Annotated in this window: 15 protein-coding genes; 10 read left to right on the plus strand and 5 right to left on the minus strand. The window is 71.6% G+C overall.

All coding sequences use genetic code 11. The features are described from left to right. The 3 genes from ACSNN7_RS01350 to bla form a co-directional block, all read left to right on the plus strand. A partial coding sequence (locus ACSNN7_RS01350) for a type I polyketide synthase (RefSeq protein WP_436678641.1) occupies positions 1-3,987 on the plus strand: 3,987 nt, incomplete at its 5' end. A 142-nt stretch (positions 3,988-4,129) separates the two neighbouring features. Then, positions 4,130-4,891, plus strand: coding sequence for a thioesterase II family protein (locus tag ACSNN7_RS01355; RefSeq protein ID WP_436678642.1), 762 nt, complete (start codon positions 4,130-4,132; stop codon positions 4,889-4,891). A 175-nt stretch (positions 4,892-5,066) separates the two neighbouring features. Then, positions 5,067-5,978, plus strand: coding sequence for a class A beta-lactamase (gene bla / locus ACSNN7_RS01360; protein WP_436678643.1), 912 nt, complete (start codon positions 5,067-5,069; stop codon positions 5,976-5,978). Positions 5,979-6,002: 24 nt separating this feature from the next. Here bla and ACSNN7_RS01365 read toward each other — a convergent pair whose 3' ends face one another. Beyond that, a complete protein-coding gene (locus ACSNN7_RS01365; RefSeq protein WP_436678644.1) occupies positions 6,003-6,590 on the minus strand; it encodes a TetR/AcrR family transcriptional regulator in 588 nt (195 codons plus the stop codon). A 159-nt stretch (positions 6,591-6,749) separates the two neighbouring features. On the opposite strand from ACSNN7_RS01365, the gene ACSNN7_RS01370 reads away from it, so the two are divergent. Next, positions 6,750-7,769: an aldo/keto reductase gene (locus ACSNN7_RS01370; protein ID WP_436678645.1), complete on the plus strand. Its 1,020-nt coding sequence runs from the start codon at positions 6,750-6,752 to the stop codon at positions 7,767-7,769. Between the two features lie 62 nt (positions 7,770-7,831). Here ACSNN7_RS01370 and ACSNN7_RS01375 read toward each other — a convergent pair whose 3' ends face one another. Next, entirely contained in the window at positions 7,832-8,743 is a 912-nt protein-coding gene (locus ACSNN7_RS01375; RefSeq protein WP_436678646.1) for an RNA polymerase sigma-70 factor, read from the minus strand. Positions 8,744-9,023: 280 nt separating this feature from the next. Between ACSNN7_RS01375 and aceE the strand changes: the two genes are divergently transcribed. After that, complete coding sequence (gene aceE, locus ACSNN7_RS01380) at positions 9,024-11,708, plus strand: pyruvate dehydrogenase (acetyl-transferring), homodimeric type (protein ID WP_436678647.1); 2,685 nt, start codon at positions 9,024-9,026, stop codon at positions 11,706-11,708. Between the two features lie 120 nt (positions 11,709-11,828). Here aceE and ACSNN7_RS01385 read toward each other — a convergent pair whose 3' ends face one another. Genes ACSNN7_RS01385 through ACSNN7_RS01395 form a run of 3 tightly spaced genes read right to left on the minus strand, consistent with a single transcriptional unit; the run spans position 11,829 to position 13,113 of the window. Beyond that, a complete protein-coding gene (locus tag ACSNN7_RS01385; RefSeq protein ID WP_436678648.1) occupies positions 11,829-12,269 on the minus strand; it encodes an SRPBCC family protein in 441 nt (146 codons plus the stop codon). 35 nt (positions 12,270-12,304) lie between these two features. Continuing rightward, complete coding sequence (locus ACSNN7_RS01390; RefSeq protein ID WP_436678649.1) at positions 12,305-12,655, minus strand: ArsR/SmtB family transcription factor; 351 nt, start codon at positions 12,653-12,655, stop codon at positions 12,305-12,307. After that, positions 12,652-13,113: an SRPBCC family protein gene (locus tag ACSNN7_RS01395; protein WP_436678650.1), complete on the minus strand. Its 462-nt coding sequence runs from the start codon at positions 13,111-13,113 to the stop codon at positions 12,652-12,654. The genes ACSNN7_RS01390 and ACSNN7_RS01395 overlap by 4 nt, the downstream gene beginning before the upstream one ends. 117 nt (positions 13,114-13,230) lie before the next feature. Here ACSNN7_RS01395 and ACSNN7_RS01400 point away from each other — a divergent pair, with 117 nt between their 5' ends. The 5 genes from ACSNN7_RS01400 (at position 13,231) to ACSNN7_RS01420 (ending at position 19,266) form a co-directional block, all read left to right on the plus strand. Next, positions 13,231-14,187: a helix-turn-helix domain-containing protein gene (locus ACSNN7_RS01400; protein ID WP_436678651.1), complete on the plus strand. Its 957-nt coding sequence runs from the start codon at positions 13,231-13,233 to the stop codon at positions 14,185-14,187. 134 nt (positions 14,188-14,321) lie between these two features. Continuing rightward, complete coding sequence (locus ACSNN7_RS01405; protein ID WP_436678652.1) at positions 14,322-16,124, plus strand: FAD-dependent oxidoreductase; 1,803 nt, start codon at positions 14,322-14,324, stop codon at positions 16,122-16,124. After that, positions 16,121-17,182: a maleylacetate reductase gene (locus tag ACSNN7_RS01410; RefSeq protein WP_436678653.1), complete on the plus strand. Its 1,062-nt coding sequence runs from the start codon at positions 16,121-16,123 to the stop codon at positions 17,180-17,182. Before ACSNN7_RS01405 ends, ACSNN7_RS01410 begins: the two co-directional genes overlap by 4 nt. Then, on the plus strand, positions 17,179-18,072 hold the full coding sequence (locus ACSNN7_RS01415) for a dioxygenase (RefSeq protein WP_436678654.1): 894 nt from the start codon (positions 17,179-17,181) through the stop codon (positions 18,070-18,072). Before ACSNN7_RS01410 ends, ACSNN7_RS01415 begins: the two co-directional genes overlap by 4 nt. A gap of 3 nt (positions 18,073-18,075) precedes the next feature. Further along, positions 18,076-19,266 carry a thiolase family protein gene (locus ACSNN7_RS01420; protein WP_436678655.1) on the plus strand — a complete coding sequence of 397 codons (1,191 nt, stop codon included), beginning with the start codon at positions 18,076-18,078 and terminating at the stop codon, positions 19,264-19,266. Position 19,267 lies beyond the last annotated feature (1 nt).

Below are 19,267 nucleotides of genomic sequence, written 5' to 3' on the forward strand. Positions count from 1 at the left end.
CAGTTGTGGCGGTTGGTGGCTGATGGTGTGGATGCGGTGGGTGGTTTTCCGACGAATCGGGGGTGGGATCTGGAGGGGTTGTACGACCCGGATCCGGAGCGGGTGGGGACGTCGTATGCGCGGGAGGGTGGTTTCCTGCACGGGGCTGATGGTTTCGATGCGGAGTTCTTCGGGATGTCGCCGCGGGAGGCGTTGGCGACGGATCCGCAGCAGCGGTTGTTGTTGGAGACCGCGTGGGAAGCGCTCGAAGACGCCGGGGTCGACCCCGCCCGGCTGCGTGGCAGCCGCACGGGCGTGTACGCCGGCGTCATGTACCACGACTACGGCACCGGGCTCGCCCGGATACCCGCTGAATTGGAGGGCTACCTGGCCAGCGGCACGGCCGGCAGTGTGGCCTCGGGCCGGGTCGCGTACACCCTCGGTCTGGAGGGCCCGGCGGTGACCGTCGACACCGCGTGTTCGTCGTCGCTGGTGGCGCTGCACCTGGCCGTCACCGCCCTGCGCTCCGGCGAGTGCGATCTCGCCCTGGCCGGCGGTGCCACCGTGATGGCCACGCCCCAGACGTTCGTGGAGTTCTCGCGGCAGCGGGGTTTGTCGGCGGATGGTCGGTGTCGGTCGTTTGCGGCGTCGGCGGGTGGGACGGGTTGGTCCGAGGGTGTGGGTTTGTTGTTGGTGCAGCGGTTGTCGGATGCGTTGCGTGAGGGGCGTCGGGTGTTGGCGGTGGTGCGGGGTTCGGCGGTGAATCAGGACGGGGCGTCGAATGGTCTGACCGCGCCGAACGGGCCGTCGCAGGAGCGGGTGATTAGGCGGGCTCTGGAGGTCGCGGGTCTCACTCCGGCCGAGGTCGACGCTGTGGAGGCGCATGGGACGGGCACCCGGTTGGGTGATCCGATCGAGGCGCAGGCGTTGCTGGCCACCTACGGGCAGGGCCGGCCGGTTGATCGGCCTCTGTGGTTGGGGTCGTTGAAGTCGAACATCGGGCACGCTCAGGCGGCGGCGGGTGTCGGTGGTGTGATCAAGATGGTGATGGCGATGCGGCAGGGGATCCTGCCGCAGACGTTGCATGTGGACGAGCCGACTCCGCACGTGGATTGGTCGTCGGGGGCGGTGCGGTTGCTGACCGAGGAGCGGCCGTGGCCTGAGGTGCCGGGTCCGCGGCGGGTGGGGGTGTCGTCGTTCGGGATCAGTGGGACCAATGCGCATGTGATTCTCGAGCAGGCACCCGAGACCGAGCCCGCCGCCGGCTCAGACGCCGACACCAGGCCTGCTGCCGGCTCCGGTGCCGGCCACGCCTCGGAGCCCGGGCCCGCGTCCGGGTCGGGTGCGGTGGTGCCGTGGGTGGTGTCGGGCCGTGGTGTGGCGGGGCTGCGGGCGCAGGCGCGGCGGTTGCGCGAGTTCGTGGCGCGGCGCCCGGAGGTGGATCCGCTGGACGTGGCGTTCTCGTTGGTGACGGGGCGGGCGTCGCTGGAGCACCGGGCGGTGGTGCTGGGTTCAGGGTCGGAGGAGCTGCTGGCGGGATTGGCGGCGTTGGCTCAGGGACAGCCGTCGTCCTCGGTGATCACCGGCAGTGGTGCCACCGGCCAGGGACGGACAGCTTTCCTGTTCACCGGGCAGGGCAGCCAACGACTCGGCATGGGCCACGAACTCTACGAGACCTATCCCGTCTTCGCCGCCGCCTTCGACGAGCTGTGTGCCCGGTTCGACCCCGTGCTGGAGCGGCCGTTGCGGGACGTGCTGTTCGGTCCGGCTGACTCGGCCGATTCGGCGTTACTGGATCAGACCGTCTACACACAGACGGCCTTGTTCGCGGTAGAGGTTGCGCTGTTCCGTCTGCTGGAGTCGTTCGGCGTGACGCCTGACCTGATGCTGGGGCACTCCATCGGTGAGGTCGCCGCCGCGCACGTGGCCGGGGTGTGGGACCTGGCGGACGCCTGCACGCTCGTCGCCGCGCGAGGCCGGCTGATGCAGGCCGCTCGGGAGGGCGGCGCAATGGCGGCGGTCCAGGCCGGCGAGGACGAGGTGCTCCCGTCCCTGGCCGAGTACGGGGACCGGGTCGTGGTCGCGGCGGTGAACGGGCCGCGCTCGGTGGTGGTCTCCGGTGACGCCGACGCGGTCGAGCAGGTGGCGCGGCAGTGGCGCAACCAGGGCCGCAAGACCAAGCGGTTGCCCGTCAGTCACGCCTTCCACTCCCCGCACATGGACGAGGCGCTCGACGAGTTCGGCGCTGTTCTGGCGGGGCTGACGTTCCGTGAGCCGCGCATCCCGGTCGTGTCCAACCTGACCGGTGCCCTGGCCACCGCCGAGCAGCTGTGTTCACCGGACTACTGGGTACGGCAGGTACGCCATGCGGTCCGGTTCCTCGACGGCGTGCGGTTCCTGGAGAGTCAGGGGGTCACCCGGTTCCTGGAGGTCGGTCCCGACGCGGTGCTGAGCGCGCTGGTGGGGGAGGGCCTCGCGTCGGATCCGCAGGTGCTGGTGCCGGCGCTGCGCTCGGGTCGCGCCGAGGCGCCCTCCCTGCTGACGGCGGTCGCCGCGCTGCACGTGGGCGGGCAGTCGGTGCAGTGGGCACCGGTGGTGTCCGGTGGCCGGTGGGTTCCGCTGCCGACGTATGCGTTCCAGCGGGAGCGGTACTGGCTGGTCTCCTCCCGCGAGTCGGACGCCGGGACGCCCGGCATCGGGCATCCGCTGCTGGGCTCGATGGTGCCGGTGGCCGGGGGCGACGAGGTGCTGTTCACCAACCGGCTCTCGGCCGGGTCGCTGTCCTGGCTGACCCCCGGTCACGTCGCCGGCACGGTGGTCGTACCGGCCGGTGCGCTGGTCGAGGCGGTGCTGCGCGCCGGTGACGAGGTCGGGCACCCGGTGCTGCGGGACCTGACCCTGACCGTTCCGATGGTCCTGACCGAGGACACTCCCATGCTCGTCCAGGTCCGCCTCACCGGTCCCGATGACAGCGACAGCCGTGAGGTGCACGTGCACGCCCGGCCCGACCGGCCCGGCGGCACGTGGCTCCGCTACGCGCACGGCCGGCTCGGCGTGGACGCGGACCTGGCGGAGGCGACGTTCGCGCTACCGCCGTCCGGTCAACCCGTGACCCTGCAGGTGCCGGAGCAGTTCCGCCATGAGGTGGCGGACTTCGGGCTGCATCCGCTGCTGCTCGACCCGAGCGTGTTCGACCGGCAGTCCCCGTCGCGGGACACCGTCCGGGTACCGGTCGTCTGGCGTGACGTCCGCCTGTACGCGACGCGCGCCGTCAGCGTCCAGGCGCGGCTGGCTCCCCTCGACGGGGAAACCGCCGCGCTGGTGTTGTCCGACGCAACGGGACAGCCGGTGGCGACCGCCGGGTCGATCGAGTTCCACGAGGTGCCGGTGGACCGGTTCACTCCGGTCGGCGACCCGGCGGTCGATCCGTCCGTCAGCGGTGAACCCGTCCGCAGGCCGGTCAGAGCCGTCGTCCAGGACGGGGGGTCGTCGTTGGGTCAGCGCCTCGCAGGCCTCCCCGGCGACGAGCGGCGCCAAGCCGTGCTGGACCTCCTGCGAACCGAGGTCGGCACGGTCCTGGGGCATTCGGCGGCAACTACGATCGAGGCAGAACGCTCGTTCCAGGATCTGGGTTTCGACTCGATGACCGCGTTGGAACTGCGTAACCGGCTGAACGCGGTGACCGGCGTCCGGCTGTCCACGACCGTGATCTTCGACCACCCGACTCTGGCAGCTCTCACCGATCACCTGCTGTCCCGGTTCACCGCGACGGCGGCACCGGATTCGCCGATGGCCGAACTCGACCGGCTGGAGGCGGTCCTCGCCGCGCTCGGCCCGGACGATCGGGAACGCATGGCCGTCGCCGCGCGCCTGCGCGACATCGCCTCCCGCTGGTCGGACGTAGCGCCCGTGACGGGGGAGGCGGACATCAGCAACCGGATCAAGTCCGCCTCGGCGGCCGAGATCTTCGATCTCATCGACAACGAGCTCGGCCGGATAGCGCCCTGAACGACGTGGCAGGCGGTCGCCCGGGATGCGTCCGGCGACCGCCTGGCCCCGGCCGGATGCCGTTCCGATGAGCCCCGCCGCCCGGGCCTTTTCCGGGCCCGCACGCCGGCCGGTGGCCCCCTTCCTGAGAGGAGTCCTGTCCATGACCCCGTCAGCCGACCCTGCGCTCTGGCTGCGCCGCTTCCATCCCGCCGCGGAGGACGCCGTACGGTTGGTCTGCCTGCCGCACGCGGGTGGGTCGGCCAGCTTCTTCTTCCCCATGTCCAGGGCGCTCGCTCCCCGCGTGCAGGTGCTCGCCGTGCAGTATCCGGGCCGGCAGGACCGGCGCCGCGAGGACAACGTCGCCGATCTGCACCTCCTGGCCGACCAGGTGTTCGCCGCGCTGGCCGCGACGCCACAGCGCCCGCTGGCGTTGTTCGGCCACAGCCTGGGCGCCGTGCTCGCATATGAAGTGGCGTTGCGGATGCGCGAGGCGGGCCTGCCGGATCCGGTACGCCTGTTCGCTTCGGCCCGGCGAGCACCGTCGCGCTACCGGGACGAACGGGTCCACCGACTCGGTGACGCGGACATCATCGAGCAGCTACGCCGGCTCAGCGGCACGCATGCCGACACCCTGGCCGATCCTGACCTGATCCAGCTGATCCTGCCCGCCGTCCGCAGCGACTACCGTGCCATCGAGACATACCGTCACCGACCCGAGGCGGTACTGGACTGCCCGGTGACCGTTCTCACCGGCGCTGATGACCCGGTCGTGTCAGCCGACGAGGCTGCCGACTGGCGGCGGCACACCACCGGGGAGATCGATGTCCATACCTTTCCCGGCGGTCACTTCTTCCTGGTGGACCACGCTCCGGCGGTCACCGAGCTGCTGGCCCGGTCGCTGACCGCCACGGTGGCGGGTTGACGGCGGCCGCGGACGTGAGCAGACAGGGTGCTGCGGCGGTAGGCCCAGCCGAATGCCGAATCGGCATCAAGGCTGCCACTTCTGTCTTGGACAGCATGCGGAACCCTTGCCAGGCTGGAGATCCACCGTCCGGCGCTCTTCCTGCCGGCGGGTACCGCCTGGCGTAGGAGTGACGATGGCTTTTCGGGCACGACGTGTGACGACGGGGGCGGCGGTGGCATCTGCGGTCCTGGTTCTCCTCACCGGGTGCGGCACCGCCGGCGCGACGGTGCAGGCGCCGACGGTTTCCGGGGCGGCCGTACCGGCGACCACTGCGGATCCAGGGTTCCAGCGACTGGAGGAGATGTTCGACGCGCGGCTGGGCGTCCACGCCGTCGACACCGGCACGGGCCGCACGGTGCAGTACCGGGCCGACGAGCGGTTCGCGTACGCCTCGACGTACAAGGCGCTCGCCGCCGCCGAGGTCCTCGACGAGACCACGGACGCCCAGCTGGACCGGGTGGTGCGGTACTCGGCGGACGACCTTGTGACCTACTCGCCGATCACCGAGCAGCACGTCGCCGACGGCATGACGCTGCGCGCCCTCGCCGACGCGGCGGTGCGCTACAGCGACAACACCGCCGGGAACCTGCTGCTGCGGCACCTCGGTGGGCCGCAGCGGTTCGAGAAGGAGCTGCGCGAGGTGGGCGACAAGACCACCGACGCGGCCCGCTACGAGACCGAGCTCAACGAGGCGACGCCGGGCGACAAGCGGGACACCAGCACTGCGCGGGCTCTGGCGGACGACCTGCGGACGTACACCGTCGGGGATGCCCTGCCGCCGGCGGACCGTGACATCCTCAACGGCTGGTTGCGCGGCAACACCACCGGCGGCGCGTTGATCCGCGCCGGGGTCCCCGACGGCTGGGTCGTCGGGGACAAGACCGGGGCCGCCGGGTACGGCACCCGCAACGACATCGCCGTGATCTGGCCGCCCGACCGGGCCCCCATCGTGCTCGCGGTGCTGTCCAGCCGCGACGAGAAGGACGCCGCCTACGACAACGCCCTCGTCGCCGAGGCCACGAAGGTGGTCATCGCCCACCTGTGACCCCGTAGCGATGACGGGCCGGGGCTACTCGGGGCGCAGCCCTGCGATCAGGATTCCGACCATGCGACGGGCGTCGTAGCGGGAATCGTTGCCCGCGCCGATGCAGAGGTTGCCGACGCCTCGCAGCAACGCGTAGGGATCGATGTCGGGGATGATCTGTCCCGCCTCCGCGGCGGCGTCGAGCAGTTGGGCGCACACGGGCAGCAGGCGGTCGATGAAGGACGTGTGCAGGGTCTGGAAGGTCGGATCGTCGGACTGCAGCGCTTCGGCAAGGCCGTGCTTGGTGACGAGGAAGTCGACGAAGAGGTCGATCCACCTCGCCAGCGCGGCGTGCGGTGACGTGCTGTCCGCCAGCAGCTCCGGGCCGGCCTTGGCGCACTCGTCGACCTGGTGCCGGTAGACGGCGACGACGAGGTCGGCCCGGGTGGGGAAGTGGCGGTAGATCGTGCCGACGCCGACGCCGGCCCGGGCGGCGATGTCGCGCACCGGCACGTGGACGCCGGACGAGACGAAAGCCGCGGCGGCCGCATCCAGCAGGGTGCGCTCGTTGCGGCGGGCGTCGGCCCGCTTGCGTACGGCCGGCGAATCCGAGCCGTCGCCGATACCCACCATCGCGTCGTTACCTCCGTCACATCCCTGGCTAGGCGGAACGCTGTTCCGTATCGTGGTTACCGGAACGGCGATCCGCTTGTGAGCATAGCTGGCCGGGGTGCGCCCGCGCCACGCCACCGATCACGGATCCGCCCGGCCATCGGAAGAAGGAGAACAGCCATGCAGTACCGCACCTTGGGCCGTACGGGTGTGCAGGTCAGCACCCTCGTGCTCGGCGCGATGAACTTCGGGAAGATCGGCAACACCACCCAGGACGAGGTCACCGCCATCGTCGACGCCGCCCTGGAGGCGGGTGTCAACCTCATCGACACCGCCGACGCGTACGGCGCCGGCCAGTCCGAGGAGATGGTCGGCAAGGCCATCGCCGGCCGCCGCGACGACATCGTGCTGGCGACCAAGGGTTCCCTGCCGATGGGCGAGGAGCGCAACCACCGGGGCGGCTCGCGCCGCTGGCTGGTCACCGAGCTGGACAACAGCCTGCGCCGCCTCGGCGTCGACCACGTCGACCTGTACCAGATCCACCGCTGGGACCCGGCCACCAGCGACGAGGAGACCCTGTCGGCGCTGACCGACCTGCAGCGCGCCGGGAAGATCCGCTACTTCGGGTCCTCGACCTATCCGGCGTACCGCATCGTGCAGGCCCAGGGGGCCGCCCGCGAGCACCGCCTGAGCCGCTACGTCACCGAGCAGCCCAGCTACTCGATCTTGCAGCGTGGCATCGAGCGGGACGTCCTGCCGGTCACGCAGGAGTACGGCCTCGGCGTGCTGGTGTGGAGCCCGCTCGCCTCGGGGTGGCTCTCCGGCGCGGTCCGCGCGGGCCGGGAGATCAGCACCAACCGCTCGGCGTTCATGCCGCAGCGCTTCGATCTCACGATTCCCGCCAACCAGGCCCGGCTCGACGCCGTCGAGCAGCTGGCCGGGGTCGCCGACCAGGCGGGGCTGAGCCTGATCCAGCTCGCACTCGGCTTCGTCACCGCCCACCCCGGCGTGACCAGCGCGATCATCGGTCCCCGTACCCCGGCTCACCTGCAGTCACAGCTCGCCGCTGCGGACACCGTGCTCTCCGCCGACGTGCTCGACGCCATCGACGCGATCGTCGCTCCGGGCGTCGACCTGGCGCCGGGGGAGAAGAACGACACCCCGCCGGCGCTGCTCGACAAGGCGCTGCGGCGGCGCTGACCCGCGCCCGCCTCGATCGTCCCGCGGCGAGCCGGCCGTCGCGTGACGATCGAGGGCACCCCTCAGGCCGATCGGCGAGCGCCCTGCGGTTCGGCGGCAGGTGGACCGAACCGGGCGATCTTGGCTGGGTTGAGGGTGATCAGCACGCGGGCGATCCCCTCGGGAGAGGCGTCGATCGCGCACAGGGCGACCACGGCTCCGGCCCGGCGGACCAGGACGGCTTCCTGCCCGTTTGCCTCGACGACGTCCAGCGAGACGAGCGCGCCGAACTTTCTCATGAGCCCGGCGAGGTAGCGGGCGACGTCGGCCCGGCCGGTGACCGGTACGCGCGCCGCGCTGACCATGCCGCCGCCGTCGGCGTACGAGACGACGTCGTTGGCGAGCAGTTCCTCCAACTGACCGACGTCACCGGAGCGGGCGGCGGCGAGGAAGGCGTGGAGCAGCCGGCCGTGCTCGGCGGGGGCGACCGGGGCGTGCCGTTTCTCGGCAAGGTGGGCGCGCGCCCGGCGCCCGAGCTGCCGCGCGTTCGCCTCGCTGATGTCGAGGACCTCGGCGATCTGCCGGAACGGGTAGTCGAAGGCCTCGCGGAGCACGTACACGGCCCGCTCGTGCGGGGTCAGTCGTTGCAGCAGGAGGAGCAACGCGAGTTCGAGAGCTTCGCCCTGCTCGGCTCGGGTCGCCGGGTCGACCGACGTCTGGACCGGCTCGGGCAGCCAGGGGCCGACGTACGTCTCCCGGCGGGCGCGTGCCGAGGTGGCCGCGTTCAGGGCGAGCCGGGTCGTCGCGGTGACGAGGAACGCGGTCGGGTCCCGTACCGCACTGCGGTCGGTGCGCTGCCACCGTAGCCACGTCTCCTGCACGATGTCCTCGGCGTCGTGAACGGTGCCGAGCATCCGGTAGGCGATGCCGAACAGTCGGGGCCGGACCGCGTCGAAGGTCCGCACGGCATCCGTCGGGACCTGGCGGTCGGGCATGACGTCTCGTTCCTCTCGTTGCTGGCCGCCTGTCGCCTTTGCCGAGGTCTGTTGCCCACCTGGTCCAGCGCCTCGCGTCGGGTGCCGGCATACCCGTTCCGTGCCGCGAATCGCTGCCCGCGTCGGCGCAGGCGGGTGTCACGAATCCCTGCCCCACCTGGTCCTTGCTGATGCATCGGCGAGGCGGCTCGCCGACGTAACCGGAAGCAGCTTCCGGTCTCACCGTGTCGACCTCCCGCCCCGCGGACGAGAGGTCCGGAACCGTCGGAAGGCGGCCACCATGACTGACATCGGGCGAAACACCCCAGGCGCACTCGATCAGATCCCGGACCGCGACCCCGAGGAGACCGCCGAGTGGGCGGCCTCCCTGGACGCCGTCACCGCGGCAGTCGGGCCGCAGCGCGCCTCGTACCTCCTGCGCCGCACCCTCGAACACGCCGAGGGCGCCGGCCTCGCGCTGCCGAAGCTGCTCGAGACCGAATACCTCAACACCATCCCGACCGCCGCCGAGCCGGCGTTCCCCGGTGACGAGGAGATGGAACGGCGCATCACCGCCTGGAACCGCTGGAACGCCGCCGCGATGGTCACCCGCGGCAGCCGTTACGGCCTGGGCGGCCACATCGCCACGTACGCCTCCGCGGCCTGGCTCTACGAGACCGGCTTCCAGCACTTCTTCCGGGGCAAGGAGGCCGACGGCTCCGGCGACCAGCTCTACCTCCAGGGCCATGCCGCCCCCGGCATCTACGCCCGCGCCTTCCTCGACGGTCGGCTCACCGAGGGCCACCTCGACCGGTTCCGGCAGGAGGCCGGCGGCGACGGCCTGCCCTCCTACCCGCACCCGCGCCGGCTGCCGTGGCTGTGGGAGTTCCCCACCGTGTCGATGGGCCTGGGCCCGCTGTCGGCGATCTACCAGGCGCGGTTCAACCGCTACCTGCAGCACCGTGGCATCAAGGACACCTCCGCCTCGCGGGTGTGGGCGTTCCTCGGCGACGGCGAGATGGACGAGCCCGAGTCGACCGCCGCGCTCGCCCTTGCCGGTCGCGAAGGCCTGGACAATCTCACCTTCGTGGTCAACTGCAACCTGCAGCGGCTCGACGGGCCGGTACGCGCCAACTTCAAGATCGTCCAGGAGCTGGAGGCGCGGTTCCTCGCGGCGGGCTGGAACGTCGTCAAGTCGCTGTGGGGCTCAGCCTGGGACGACCTCTTCGCGCTCGACACCACGGGCGCGCTCGTCCGCCGGCTGCGCGAGGTCCCCGACGGGCAGTTCCAGACGTACGCGGCCCGCGATGTCCGCTACATCCGCGAGCACTTCTTCGGCGCCGACCCGGCGCTCGTCGAGATGGCGAAGGTGCTGACCGACGCCAAGATCGCCGAGTGCTTCCACGCGTCGCGGGCGGGCCACGAACCCCGCAAGGTGTACGCCGCGTACCGGGCCGCCGTCGAGCACCGGGGCGCGCCGACGGTGATCCTCGCCCAGACGGTCAAGGGCTACACGCTCGGCCCCGCCTTCGAGTCGCGCAACGCCAACCACCAGATGAAGAAGCTGACCGGCGACGAGTTCCGCGCCCTGCGCGACCTGCTCGAACTTCCCATCCCCGACAGCAGGCTCACCGGTGACGTGGTGCCCTACGCCCACCCCGGCGCCGACTCGCCGGAGGTCCGTTACCTGCACGAGCGCCGGGCCGCGCTGGGCGGCCCCGCCCCGGCTCGCCGGGTGCACCCGGTGGCGCTGCCCGCGCCGTCGGCCAAGCCCTTCGACACGCTGGCCAAGGGGTCCGGTAGTCAGGAGATCGCGACGACCATGGCCTTCGTCCGCCTGGTCAAGGACCTGATGCGGGACCCGGAGACCGGGCGGCGTTGGGTGCCGATCGTTCCGGACGAGGCGCGTACCTTCGGCATGGAGTCGCTCTTTCCCAGCGCCGGCATCTACTCGCCGCACGGCCAGACCTACGACCCGGTGGACCGCGACACGCTCCTGTACTACAAGGAGGCCACGAACGGTCAGATCCTCAACGAGGGCATCACCGAGGCCGGGGCGATGGCCGACTTCACGGCCGCCGCCACGTCGTACGCCACCCACGGCGAGCCGATGATCCCGTTCTACATCTTTTACTCGATGTTCGGCTGGCAGCGGACGGCCGACCAGATGTGGGCGCTCGCCGACCAGCTCGGCCGCGGCTTCCTCATCGGTGCCACCGCGGGTCGTACGACGATGACCGGCGAGGGCCTGCAGCACGCCGACGGCCACTCCCACCTGATCGCCTCGACCAACCCGGCGGCGATCGCCTACGACCCGGCCTTCGCCTACGAGGTCGCCGTGATCGTCCGCGACGGGCTGCGCCGGATGTACGGCCCGGACGCCGAGGACGTCTTCTACTACCTGACGGTCTACAACGAGGCGAAGGTCCAGCCGCCCATGCCGTCCGGCGCGGGCATCGAGGAGGGCATCGTCAAGGGCCTCTACCGGTACCAGGAAGCCGATGCCACCGAGCTGGCGGCGGATGCCCCGCGCCTGCAACTGCTCGCCTCCGGCACCGCGATCCACTGGGCCCTGGAGGCCCAGCGGCTTCTCGCCGGCGACTGGGGCGTGGCGGCCGACGTGTGGTCGGCCACCTCCTTCAGCGAGCTGCGCCGCGACGCGCTGGACTGTGACGCGGCGCGGCTCGAGGGTGAGGACCGGATCCCGTACGTGACCCGGGTGCTCAACGGCGCTCCCGGCCCGGTGCTCGCCGTCAGCGACTGGATGCGGGCGGTTCCGGACCAGATCAGCCAGTGGGTGCCGCAGGACTGGCACTCGATCGGCACGGACGGTTTCGGCCTCTCCGACACCCGTGCGGCCGTCCGTCGCCACTTCGGGGTCGACCCGCAGTCGGTCGTGGTCGCTGCGCTGGCAGCCCTGGCCCGGCGCGGCGAGGTCAAGCCCGAGACCGTTCAGGAGGCCCGCAAGCGGTACGGAATCGCCTGAAGGGCCTCCTGTCTCCTCGGGTGTGGTGGCCCCGGAGCGCAGCGGCCGGTGCCGTCGGGCACCGGCCGCTGCATCAGCCGGTGGGGCTCACCACGCCCGGCTGCGTGATCCTGGTCCGGCTCAGTGCCAGTCGCTGATCTGCACGTCCCGCGGCGACGGTGCGCCCTCGCCGGTCTCCACCAGCGACTTGAGGCTGAGCAGGTACGAGGCCCACTTGGTGCTGCAGTGGTGCATGAACTCCACCGGCTCCTTCCAGCCGCGGTGCGTGAAGAGCACGATCGTGTAGTCGCCGTCCTGCCGGAGGTGCCAGTCGACGGTGGTGCCGATCCACTCCTCGGGGCCGTCGGCCACCCGCCACGTCACCCGCTCGGACGGCCGCAGCTCGACGACCTCCATGTCGAAGCCGCCGGGCAGGAAGCGGAACTCGAGGACGCCGCCGAGGTCGGCGCTGCCCTTCGTGTCCTCGGTCCACCAGCCGGCGAGGCCGTCGACGGTCGTCAGCGCGGCGTACACCTTCTCGGGCGTCGGGGTCCTGACCCCGACCCGGTGCAGAATGTCCATCTTTCCGGCTCTCCCTGATCTCGTCGGTCTGGTTGTCAGTCCTGTCGGGTGCGCTGGATCGCCTCGGCGATCCGCTTGATCCGCTGCAGTCGGGCATCCCACGTCGCGCCGACCGATGCCAGTTGGGCCACCGCGCGGGCGAGCTGGGCGTCGTCGACCCGGTACCGCTTCTCCCGGCCCGCGGGCGTCGCCCGGACCAGGCCGACCCGGTCGAGGACGCCGAGGTGCTTGGCCACCGCCTGACGGGTGACCGGCAGCTGCTGACTGAGCGTGGTCGCGGTGGCATCGCCCTCGATGAGCAGCAGGTCGAGCAGCCGGCGCCGGGTCGGGTCCCCGATCGCGGACCAGAGGTCGTCGTCGACCTCCCCGGCCACCGCGGTGCTCATGGCCGCACCCGCAGCGTGGTGGCGTACGTCGCCAGCCGCGGCAGGTAGAAGCCCCAGCCGCTGATGTGCTCCTGGTACTGCTGCTCCAGGACGGCGACCTCCCAGCCCATCTCGCGGAAGCCGGTCTCGGTCATCCTCAGCAGCGTCCCGCCGCCGGACGGGGTCAGGTCGAAGGTGACCAGCAGCGAGTTGCCCTCGGCCGCGACCTCGCCGGCCGGGTGCGTCCACCGGAACGAGAACGTCCGCGGCGGTCGCGCGTCGACGACGGTGAAGGCCACCACCGTCCCGTCGGCGTCGCGGTCACCGAAGACGATCTCTCCCGTCGACCCGGGCGTCGGGTCGTAGCGGGCGTCGTCAGGCCACCACTGCTTGAGGTGCTCGGGACTGCTCACCACCTCGAAGACGACCTCGGGTGACGCCTCGACGAAGATCTCGCGCTCGATGGTCCCGAACTCCATGACACCCTCCTGCAACGTTTGGTTGCGCATCACGCTAGCCGGGAGCTCGGCCCAGTGCAACCGATGGTTGCGGATCGCCGGCCGGAGTATCGTGGGTCCGACACACTGGGGGGTGACGTGACGACGGGTTCGGCGACCGCCCCGCGGCCGATGAGCTTCAGCACCACCGGGCTCCCGGAGGCCCAGCGGATCGCCTTGTGGGAGCATCACAACGCGCACGCATTGATCGGCCTGCGTTGTCACACGCTCGGTGAGGCGCCGTTCGAGGGGGCCGAGCTCAACCTCCAGCTCCACCAGATGCACCTGGCCCGCGTCCGCGGCAACGCGCACGTCGTCGAACGTCCGGCCGAAGTGATCCGCAGGCATCCGGCGGACGCTGTCGCGGTCTACCTGACGCTCGTCGGGGAGGCGTTCTTCTACCACAACGACGGCGTGTTCACCCTGCGACCGGGACAGGCCCTGATCTGCGACGCCGATCGTCCGTTCATGCGCGGCTTCTCGCGTGGCCTGGAGGAACTCGCGATCAAGGTGCCGCGGGCGCTGTTCCGGGAGCTGACCGGCCTCGACTCGCTCGACACCCCGCTGGTGCGCGACTTCGCCGGGGGCGACGTGCCGGCCCGGACGCTGGCCAAGCTGATCGACCGGGCCCTGCGTCCCGGGGAAGGCGCGCCCGTCGACGAACGAATGGCGCTCGACCTGCTCGTGAGCATGGCAGGTGGCCATCCGGCCAACCTCGGCACGGTGCACCTGGCCAACGCGCGGACGTTCATCGAGGACCACCTGACCGACCCGCGCCTGACCGCTGCCCGGGTCGCGGCCGGGATCGGTATCAGCGAACGCCACCTGTCCCGGGCGTTCGCCACCGCCGGCACCACCGTTCCCCAGTACGTGCTGGCGCGGCGGCTGGAACGCGCACGCACGCTGCTGGTGTCCTCGCCGCAGACCCCGGTCGGTGAGGTCGCGGCGCGCTGCGGCTTCGGCTCGGCCACCCACTTCTCGCAGGCGTTCCGGGCGCGCTTCGGCATGCGCGCCACCGACCTGCGCCGGCAGGCCCGGGCCGGCCGGCCCAGCTAGTTCTCGGATTCCGCCACAGCTTCGCCTTTCCGCCGTGTTCCGGCCTCAGCCCTTGCTGGGGTGGCGGAGCACCGCCGCACACTTGTCCAGCGAGTGGCCAGGACCACACGCCGACCAGTGGAGTGGGTGAGCTGATGGCAGTGTTCAGCGACGGGATGGCCGAGACGCCGCTACCCCAGGGATCGATGGTGACGACCGACGTCGTGGTCATCGGCTCGGGCCCGGCGGGGGCGGGAGCGGCCTTGTTCCTGTCCACGCTCGGAATCCCGAACATCATGATCACGAAGTACCGGTGGACGGCGAACACGCCGCGCGCGCACATCACCAACCAGCGCGCGATGGAGGTCTTCCGGGACCTGGGCATCGAAGACCAGGTGCTCGCCGACGCCACTCCGCACGAGCTGATGGGCGACACCGTCTTCTGCACCTCGATCGCCGGGGAGGAGATCGGGCGGATCCTCACCTGGGGTACCCATCCCGCCCGGCAGGCCGACTACCGCCTCGCGTCACCGTGCCTGCCGGTCGACATCCCCCAGACCCACCTGGAACCGATCCTGCTGCGCAACGCCGTGATGCGGGGGACCCAGGCCCGGTTCTCCACCGAGTACCTGCGGCACCGGCAGGACGCCGACGGCGTCCACGTCGAGGTCCGGGACCGCCTCACCGGCGAGGAATACACGATCCGGGCCAAGTACCTCATCGGTGCCGACGGCGCCCGTTCCAAGGTCGCCGCCGACCTCGGCCTGCCGATGGAAGGCGCGATGGACATCGCCGGCTCGATGAACATCACCTTCAAGGCCGACATCTCGGCGTACGTCGGGCACCGGCCGTCGGTGCTCTACTGGGTGATCCAGCCCGGCTCGAACGTCGGCGGCATCGGGGCCGGCCTGGTGCGGATGGTGCGGCCCTGGAACGAGTGGCTCATCGTCTGGGGCTACGACATCAGCCAACCCCCACCAGTCGTCGACGAGGCCGCCGCCGTCCAGATCGTGCGCAACCTGCTCGGGCTGCCGGACATCGAGGTGGAGATCACCGGCACGTCGCTGTGGGGCAACAACGAGATGTACGCGACCCACCTGCAGTCGGGGCGGGTGTTCTGTGTCGGGGACGCCGTCCACCGCCACCCGCCGAGCAACGGACTCGGGTCGAACACCTCCATCCAGGACTCCTACAACCTCGCCTGGAAGCTGGCGGCCGTCGTCCGCCGGCAGGCCGAGCCGTCGCTGCTGGAGACCTACTCGGCGGAACGGGCGCCGGTGGCCCGGCAGATCGTCCAGCGCGCGAACAGGTCCAGCCGCGAGTTCGTCCAGTTCTTCGAGGCGCTCGGCCTGCTCGACGCCGCCGACGAGGCCGAGATGGCCGCGCGGATCGAGGAGCGCAAGGCCAACACCCCCGAGGGGGCGGCCAAGCGGGCCGCGCTGATGTCGGCCATGGAGCTGAAGCACTACGAGTTCAACGCCCACGGCGTCGAACTCGGGCAGTTCTACGAGTCCGAGGCGGTGGTCTCCGACGGCACCCGGCGCCCCGAACCGAGCCGCGACCCGGAGCTGTACTACGAGCCGTCGACGGTCCCGGGGTCCCGGCTGCCGCACGCCTGGGTGGGCGATGCCCGGCACAAGGTCTCCACGCTCGACCTGGCGCCGATGACCCGGTTCACGGTGCTCACCGGCATCGCGGGGGAGCCGTGGGTGGCGGCCGCCGAGAAGGTCGGCCAGGAACTCGGCGTGCCGCTGGAGGCCGTGGTGATCGGCCCCGGGCGCGCGGTGACCGACCTGTACTACGACTGGGCGCGGGTGCGGGAGGTCGAGGAGGACGGCGTGCTCCTGGTGCGCCCGGACAAGCACATCGGCTGGCGGTCGATGCGGCTGCCCGCCGACCCGGAGCAGGCGCTGCGCGAGGCGATGTCGGCGATCCTCGGCCGGGACGGTGCGGCGTGAGAGTCGACTTCACCCACGAGACGCTGCCGCAGCGGGTGGTGTTCGCCTCGTACGAGGCGGCGGGCCACGTGGCCGACGAGGTGGCTCGGCTCGGCGCCGCCCGCCCGATGGTGATCGCCGCGGAGGCCGACAGCGCGCTGGCCGACCCGCTGGTGGCCGCCCTGCCGGCCGCGGTGCGCCACACCGAGGTGGTGATGCACGTGCCCGCCGACGTCGCCGAGCGGGCCCGTGCCGCCGCAAAGCGGCACGACGCCGACGTCCTCGTCAGCGTCGGCGGCGGCTCCACCACCGGCCTGGCCAAGGCGGTGGCGCTGACCACCGGGCTGCCCATCGTCGCCGTGCCGACCACGTACGCGGGCTCCGAGGCCACCAACGTCTGGGGGCTGACCGAGGACGGCCGCAAGACCACCGGGGTCGACGCCCGCGTGCTGCCGCGGTCCGTCGTCTACGACGCCAGCCTGCTGCTGTCCCTGCCGGTGCCGCTGAGCGTGGCCTCCGGGCTGAACGCGCTGGCGCACTGCGTCGACTCGATGTGGGCGCCCCGGGTCGATCCGATCGACCAGGCACTTGCGCTGGAGGGCATCCGCGCCCTTCGCCAGGGACTCCCCGAGGTCGTGCGCGATCCGCAGGGCATCGAGGGGCGCGAGCAGACGCTGTACGGGGCCTACCTGGCCGCGGTGGCGTTCGCCTCGGCCGGTTCCGGGCTGCACCACAAGATCTGCCACGTGCTCGGCGGGATGTACAACCTCCCGCACGCGCAGACCCACGCCGTGGTGCTGCCGTACGTCCTCGCCCTCAACGCGCCGTCGGTCCCCGACAGCGAGCAGCGGATGGCGGCGGCGTTCGGCGCGGCATCCGCACTGGAGGGACTGCAGCGCCTGCGGGAGCAGGTCCAGGCACCTCGTGCCCTGCGGGACTACGGGCTGCGCGAGAGCGACCTCCCGGCCGCCGTCGACGCGGTCCTGGCGGCCGTACCGCCGCACAACCCGACGCCGGTCACCCGCGCCGACCTTGAGGATCTGCTACGCCGAGCATGGAACGGAGGGGAGCCGCGATGAGTCCGGAGCAGCAGCACCGCGAGTCACAGCTCGTCGAACGGGTGGTCGCGTCGTTCGACGACACGCCGGATCCGCGGCTCAGGGAGCTGATGCAGGCGCTCACCCGGCACCTGCACGCCTTCGTGCGGGAGGTGCGGCTGACCGAAGAGGAGTGGCAGCGCGCCATCGAGTTCCTCACCGCCGTCGGGCACCTCACCGACGATCGGCGGCAGGAGTTCATCCTGCTCTCCGACGTCCTCGGTGCCTCGATGCAGACCGTCACCGTCAACAACGAGGCGTACGGAAACGCCACCGAGGCCACGGTCTTCGGCCCGTTCTTCGTCGATGGCTCGCCGGAGATCGAACTCGGTGGTGACCTGATGGCCGGAGCGTCCGGGCAGCCGTGCTGGGTCGAGGGCAGGGTCACCGACACGCACGGCAACCCGGTGCCGCACGCGCGCATCGAGGTCTGGGGGGCCGACGAGGACGGCTTCTACGACGTCCAGTACGGCGACGACCGGGTGGCCGGCCGCGGTCACCTGCACACCGACGCGGACGGCAACTACCGCTTCTGGGGGATCACCCCGACGCCGTACCCCATCCCGCACGACGGCCCGGTCGGCCGGCTGCTGGCCGCCACCGGCCGGTCCCCGATGCGGGCCTCCCACCTGCACTTCCTGGTCCGGGCGGAGGGACTGCGGACCCTGGTGACGCACATCTTCGTCCGCGGCGACGAGCTGCTGGACCGCGACAGCGTGTTCGGCGTACGGGACTCGCTGGTGATGGACTTCGCGCCCCAGCCGGCCGGCGCCGTCACCCCCGACGGCCGCGACCTGGGCGACCGCGCGTGGTCCCGGGTGCGGTTCGACATCGTCCTGGCGCCCGCAGCCGCAGGCCACGAGGAGGTTTGACGCATGTCCACCGAGGTGTATCTGTACGACGCCGTACGCACCCCGTTCGGGAGGTACGGCGGTGCGTTGGCCGGTGTGCGGCCGGACGACCTGGCGGCGCACGTGCTGCGGACGCTCATCGAGCGCGCGCCCGCGCTGGAACCCGGCCGCGTCGACGAGATCGTGCTGGGCAACGCCAACGGCGCCGGGGAGGACAACCGCAACGTCGCCCGGATGGCCGGGCTGCTGGCCGGCCTGCCGACGTCGGTACCGGCCACGACCGTGAACCGGCTCTGCGGCTCCAGCCTGGACGCCGCCATCGTCGCCTCCCGGCAGATCGCCCTCGGCGAGGCCGACGTGGTGCTGGCCGGGGGAGTGGAGTCGATGAGCCGGGCACCCTGGGTGCTCCCCAAGCCGGAGAAGGCGTACCCGGCCGGCGACGCGGCGCTGGTGTCCACCACGCTGGGCTGGCGGCTGGTGAACCCGCGGATGAACCCGGAATGGACGGTCTCGCTGGGCGAGGCCACCGAGCTGCTCGCCACCCGTGAGCAGGTCAGCCGCGACGCGCAGGACGCCTTCGCGCTGCGCTCGCACCAGTCGGCCGCCCGCGCCTGGGACGAGGGGTTCTACGACGACCTCGTGGTCGGCGTACCCGGAGTGGACCTCGCCCGCGACGAGTCCATCCGGTCCGACACCAGCCTGGCGAAGCTCGCCGCGCTCAAGCCGGTGTTCCGCACGCAGGACGGCACCGTGACCGCCGGGAACGCCTCGCCCCTCAACGACGGCGCGTCGGCGGTCCTGCTGGGAGCCCCGTCCGCCGAACAGCTCCTCGGCCGGCCACCGCTGGCCCGCATCGCCGGTCGCGGGGCTGCCGCGAACGACCCGCAGTACTTCGGGTTCGCGCCGGTGGAGGCCGCCAACATGGCCCTCGAGCGCGCCGGCATCGGCTGGGGTGACGTCGGTGCGGTCGAGCTGAACGAGGCGTTCGCCGCCCAGACCGTGGCGTGCGTCAACGCCTGGGGCGTCGACCCCGGCATCGTCAACGCACACGGCGGTGCCACCGCCATCGGTCACCCGTTGGGAGCATCCGGCACCCGCCTGCTCGGCACGCTGGCCCGCTCGCTGCGCGCGTCGGGCAAGCGGTGGGGGGTCGCCGCGATCTGCATCGGTGTCGGGCAGGGGCTCGCCATGGTCCTCGAGAACCTGGAGGCCTGAG

Source organism: Micromonospora sp. URMC 105 (assembly GCF_051386295.1).
In the GTDB taxonomy this organism is placed as follows: Bacteria; Actinomycetota; Actinomycetes; order Mycobacteriales; family Micromonosporaceae; genus Micromonospora.

Bases quoted from the DNA above. Each gene is read 5' to 3' on its own strand.
- ACSNN7_RS01390 (WP_436678649.1), bottom strand. From the start codon at position 12,655: ATGAGCACCGCGGTGGCCGGGGAGGTCGACGACGACCTCTGGTCCGCG.
- ACSNN7_RS01415 (WP_436678654.1), top strand. From the start codon at position 17,179: ATGAGTCCGGAGCAGCAGCACCGCGAGTCACAGCTCGTCGAACGGGTG.
- ACSNN7_RS01370 (WP_436678645.1), top strand. From the start codon at position 6,750: ATGCAGTACCGCACCTTGGGCCGTACGGGTGTGCAGGTCAGCACCCTC.
- ACSNN7_RS01375 (WP_436678646.1), bottom strand. From the start codon at position 8,743: ATGCCCGACCGCCAGGTCCCGACGGATGCCGTGCGGACCTTCGACGCG.
- ACSNN7_RS01405 (WP_436678652.1), top strand. From the start codon at position 14,322: ATGGCAGTGTTCAGCGACGGGATGGCCGAGACGCCGCTACCCCAGGGA.
- ACSNN7_RS01355 (WP_436678642.1), top strand. From the start codon at position 4,130: ATGACCCCGTCAGCCGACCCTGCGCTCTGGCTGCGCCGCTTCCATCCC.
- ACSNN7_RS01420 (WP_436678655.1), top strand. From the start codon at position 18,076: ATGTCCACCGAGGTGTATCTGTACGACGCCGTACGCACCCCGTTCGGG.
- bla (WP_436678643.1), top strand. From the start codon at position 5,067: ATGGCTTTTCGGGCACGACGTGTGACGACGGGGGCGGCGGTGGCATCT.
- ACSNN7_RS01385 (WP_436678648.1), bottom strand. From the start codon at position 12,269: ATGGACATTCTGCACCGGGTCGGGGTCAGGACCCCGACGCCCGAGAAG.
- aceE (WP_436678647.1), top strand. From the start codon at position 9,024: ATGACTGACATCGGGCGAAACACCCCAGGCGCACTCGATCAGATCCCG.
- ACSNN7_RS01395 (WP_436678650.1), bottom strand. From the start codon at position 13,113: ATGGAGTTCGGGACCATCGAGCGCGAGATCTTCGTCGAGGCGTCACCC.
- ACSNN7_RS01365 (WP_436678644.1), bottom strand. From the start codon at position 6,590: ATGGTGGGTATCGGCGACGGCTCGGATTCGCCGGCCGTACGCAAGCGG.